The organism is Secundilactobacillus similis DSM 23365 = JCM 2765, assembly GCF_001311075.1.
GTDB lineage: Bacteria > Bacillota > Bacilli > Lactobacillales > Lactobacillaceae > Secundilactobacillus > Secundilactobacillus similis.
Window position 1 is genome coordinate 1 of the sequence record NZ_BBAD01000140.1, and the last position, 4,317, is coordinate 4,317.

General features: G+C 39.9%; 2 protein-coding genes and 1 pseudogene. 2 read left to right on the plus strand and 1 reads right to left on the minus strand.

Annotation, left to right across the window (positions count from 1 at the left end; genetic code table 11):
• Positions 1-49: 49 nt before the first annotated feature.
• Positions 50-277, minus strand: a complete 228-nt coding sequence (locus JCM2765_RS16105; RefSeq protein WP_003555660.1) for a hypothetical protein — start codon at positions 275-277, stop codon at positions 50-52.
• Positions 278-529: 252 nt separating this feature from the next.
• On the opposite strand from JCM2765_RS16105, the pseudogene mobQ reads away from it, so the two are divergent.
• Together mobQ and topB are read left to right on the plus strand one after the other, a co-directional pair.
• Positions 530-2,592: pseudogene (gene mobQ, locus JCM2765_RS16110) on the plus strand (MobQ family relaxase).
• 96 nt (positions 2,593-2,688) lie between these two features.
• The coding region (topB, locus tag JCM2765_RS16115) for a DNA topoisomerase III (RefSeq protein ID WP_054737556.1) at positions 2,689-4,317 on the plus strand (1,629 nt) is incomplete at its 3' end.

A 4,317-nucleotide genomic window follows, 5' to 3' on the forward strand; every position in this document is an offset into this window, starting at 1 on the left:
GACTAGTTTTTCATATTGATTAGACATAGAATTTCCCCATCTCGTATGGCTAATGATCTACGGACTTTACCTTTAAAAATTCAGAAAATTGCTTAGCTAAAAGCTTAATCTGATCGTTAGACAAATTAGCATAATCTAAATTGGCTTGACTGATGATTTGTTTACCTAGCCGTTGTTCAATCTTATTTTTTTCGTCCTTAATTTTTTGATTAAGGGCTTTTAATTTAGCTTCTTGTTTTTCTAAGTTACTTTGAGACATAACGATCCCTCCAATCATATTAGAAATAATCACCGAACTATATCATATAGGAAACGTTAAGTCAAAGTATAAAAGTTGAAATAGCGAAGAGGAAGGCATACACTAAAAGTAAATTCAGGAGAATCAACAGACTGAGTGAAACGAGGTCAATGCGCACTTATACACAACAACTAAAGTTGGTTGTGTTATTGTGCTAAACCCTTGTATCAGAAGTCGCCGTTGGCGACAACAAAAGCAAACCCATAAACCCAAAGAAAGGTGGCGATCAGCATGGCAATTTTTCACATGAGTTTTCAAAATATTAGTGCTGGAAAAGGAAGAAGCGCAATTGCTGGAGCTGCTTATCGAAGTGGTGAAAAGTTATTCGATCAAAAAGAAGGTCGAAGCTATTTTTATGCTCGGTCAGTCATGCCGGAAAGCTTTATTTTAACACCAAAGAATGCGCCAGAATGGGCGAGTGATAGAGAGAAATTATGGAATGAAGTCGAAAGAAAAGATCGGCGAGTAAATTCACGCTATGCAAAAGAGTTTAACGTGGCTTTACCAGTTGAATTAAGTGAAGATGAACAGAAAGAATTATTGACAAAATATGTACAAGAAAATTTTGTTGATGAGGGTATGGTTGCCGACGTAGCAATTCATAGAGATCACCTAGATAATCCGCACGCTCATGTTATGCTAACTAATCGTCCATTTAATCCAGACGGAACATGGGGATTGAAAAGTAAAAGAGAAAATATATTAGATGAAAATGGGAACAAGACTTATACAGGGAATAGTCGTTTTCCAAGATCAAGAAAGGTGTGGCTAGTTGATTGGGATAAAAAAGAAAAAATAACTGAATGGCGGCACAATTGGGCGGTTAGTGTCAATCAGGTTTTAGAGCAAAAAAATATTCCCGAGCGGATCAGCGAAAAATCATTTATCGAGGAGGGAATAGATGATACCCCAATGCAACATGAGGGAATCAATAGTAAGCGGCATGAAAGAAAAGAATTTAACCAACAAGTTAAGGACTATCGCAAGGCCAAAGCCAGTTATAAAAATAACCAAGAAAAAGTAATCAATAGAGGTCATTTAGATAGCCTAAGTAAACACCTCTCGTTTAATGAAAAACGGGTAGTTAAAGAGTTAAGCCATGAACTGAAAACTTATATCAGTTTGGAGAACTTAGATGATAAGCGGCGCATGCTATTTAATTGGAAAAACAGCACCTTAATTAAACATGCGGTTGGTGAAGATGTGAATAAACAATTATTGACAATTAACCAACAAGAAAGCTCATTAAAAAAGGCAGATGAACTCTTAAATAAAGTGGTCGATCGTACTACGAAAAAACTTTATCCAGAGCTTAATTTTGAACAGACCACACAAGCTGAAAGACGAGAATTAATTAAGGAAACCGAAAGCGAGCAAACAGTTTTCAAAGGCAGTGAATTAAACGAACGTTTAATGAATATTCGTGATGATTTATTGACCCAGCAATTATTGACCTTTACCAAGCGACCATACGTTGGTTTTAAGTTATTAATGCAACAAGAAAAAGAGGCCAAAATTGATCTGAAATATACGCTAATGATCCACTCTGATAGCTTAGAAAGCCTGGAACACGTCGATCAAGGGTTACTAGAAAAGTATTCACCAGCAGAACAGCAAAAGATTACTCGAGCAGTCAAAGACCTACGGACAATCATGGCCGTTAAGCAAGTCATTCAAACGCAATACCATGAAGTATTGAAAAGAGCCTTTCCCAAAGGTGATTTAGATGGATTGCCATTGATTAAACAGGAACAAGCCTATACAGCCGTAATGTACTATGATCCTGTTTTAAAGCCATGTCAGGCCGAAACGATTGAACAGTGGCAAGCAAATCCACCACAGGTTTTCAGTACCCAAGAACATCAATTAGGGTTAGCTTATTTGTCGGGGCAGCTTAGCTTAGATCAGTTAGAAAATCATAACTTACAACGAGTTTTAAAGCATGACGGCACTAAACAACTCTTTTTAGGTGAATGTAAAGTCGATCCAACGATTAAGAACAGTCAGATTGAGAAAATCCAAAAACAGTTAAAAGGCAACAAGCCAAGGACGACCAGTACAGAAAAGCAAATATCGGACATTATCAACCACTGAACTACAAGCCAGTTAGTCCAGACTATTACTTAAAGACGGCCTTTAGTAACGCAATCATGACCGCCCTATATGCCCGTGATGAAGATTACCAACGGCAAAAACAGGCGCAAGGTTTAAAGGAGACTGAGTGGGAAATGACGAAAAAGCAACGGCAACACCAAACTCGAAACCGGCATGAAGATGGGGGCATGCACTTGTAATCGGAATAAAAAATGCACCGTTAAACCTGGTTAAAAGCGGCTGAACAAGGCAAAACAGAATTAGAACAAAAGCTGAATCATAAGGAGTGAACGAACATGACCACTGTTATCTTAGCTGAAAAACCCAGTCAAGCCCGTTCATACGTCCAAGCCTTTCAAAAGAGCACAAAAAAACAGGGTTACTATACGGTTAGTGACCCTGTTTTGCCCGATAATACGCTTGTCACGTATGGTCTCGGACATTTAGTTGAACTAGCCACACCGGATAAATATGATCAGAAATATCAGCAATGGGCCCTATCTAATTTACCGATTTTCCCCAACAAATACAAGTTTGTGGTGTCAGCTAGTAAAAAAGATCAATTCAAGGTCGTCAAAGACCTGTTAACGAAGGCCGATACCATTATTGTTGCCACCGATAGTGGCAGAGAGGGTTCTAATATTGCCTGGTCGATCATGAGCCAAGCCCAGATTGACGTTAAAAAGAAGACCATTAAGCGTCTATGGCTGAATAGTTTGGAAAAAGACGCCATTATTACCGGCTTTAAAAATCTTGGTGACTGGCACAAAGACTATTTGGCTTATAAAGAAGCCCAAACCCGTCAAATTAGTGATTGGTTGATCGGTATGAATGGTAGTCCCTTATATACTTTGTTATTAAGACAAAACGGGGTACGCGGGGTATACTCAATTGGTCGCGTGCAGACGCCAACCTTGTATATGGTCTATCAAAGAGACCAGGCAATCAAAAACTTTAAGCCGGAACCCTATTTTGAACTAAATGCTGAAATTTTAGCCAATCAGCAAAAATTCGTCGCAAAATTGGACCCCTATCAGCGCTTTAAAGATGAAAAAGGTCTACTAGCATTCATGCAAGCTAAAAACGTTCAGAAGGGCTCACAGGACGGTGTAATCAAGGACGTCCAAAAACAAGGCAAAAAGCGTGCTAGTCCCCAACTATTCTCACTATCCAGTCTCCAAAGTGCCATGAATAAACGGTATCACGCCAGTGCCAGTCAAACCTTAGCGGCCATTCAAAGTTTATATGAAGCCAAGTTGCTGAGTTATCCCCGAACGGATTGTGCTTATATCACTGATGAAGAATTTGATTATTTAGTGGCTAATCTGACGAAGTATCTGGGTTTGGTCTCTAAGCCAGTCGCTTTAACCAATACCACGCCAAATAAGCGTTATGTTAATGGGAAAAAAGTTGAAGAACACTATGCCATTATTATGACTAAAGTCGTGCCGACGAAAGAGAAACTAGCCAGCTTGCCTAAATTACAGCAACAAGTCTATGACCTGGTTTTAAGGACGACGTTAGCGATGTTTGCTGACCCGTACGAGTACGAAGAAACCACCATTATCACTCAGGTTGGCGACACCAATTTTAAAGCGACGGGTAAGGTCCCAACTAAGCAAGGTTGGCAAGCTTTATTTGATGATCACAAAGCCGACCAGCAAGAGGCAGCCACCCTACCGCTCGTTCACCAAGGCGACCAAGTTCCAGCGAATCTGCAAACACCGCAAAAAGAAACGCCCCCACCAGTACCGTTTACCGAAGGGACATTAATCACAGCCATGAAGACGGCCGGTAAAACACTTGATGATGAAGCAGCCCAAGCAATTCTCAAAGACGTGCAAGGCATTGGGACAAGTGCGACCCGGGCTAATGTGCTAGAAGTGTTAAAGAAACGTGGCTATTTAGTTACTGAAAAGAACAAG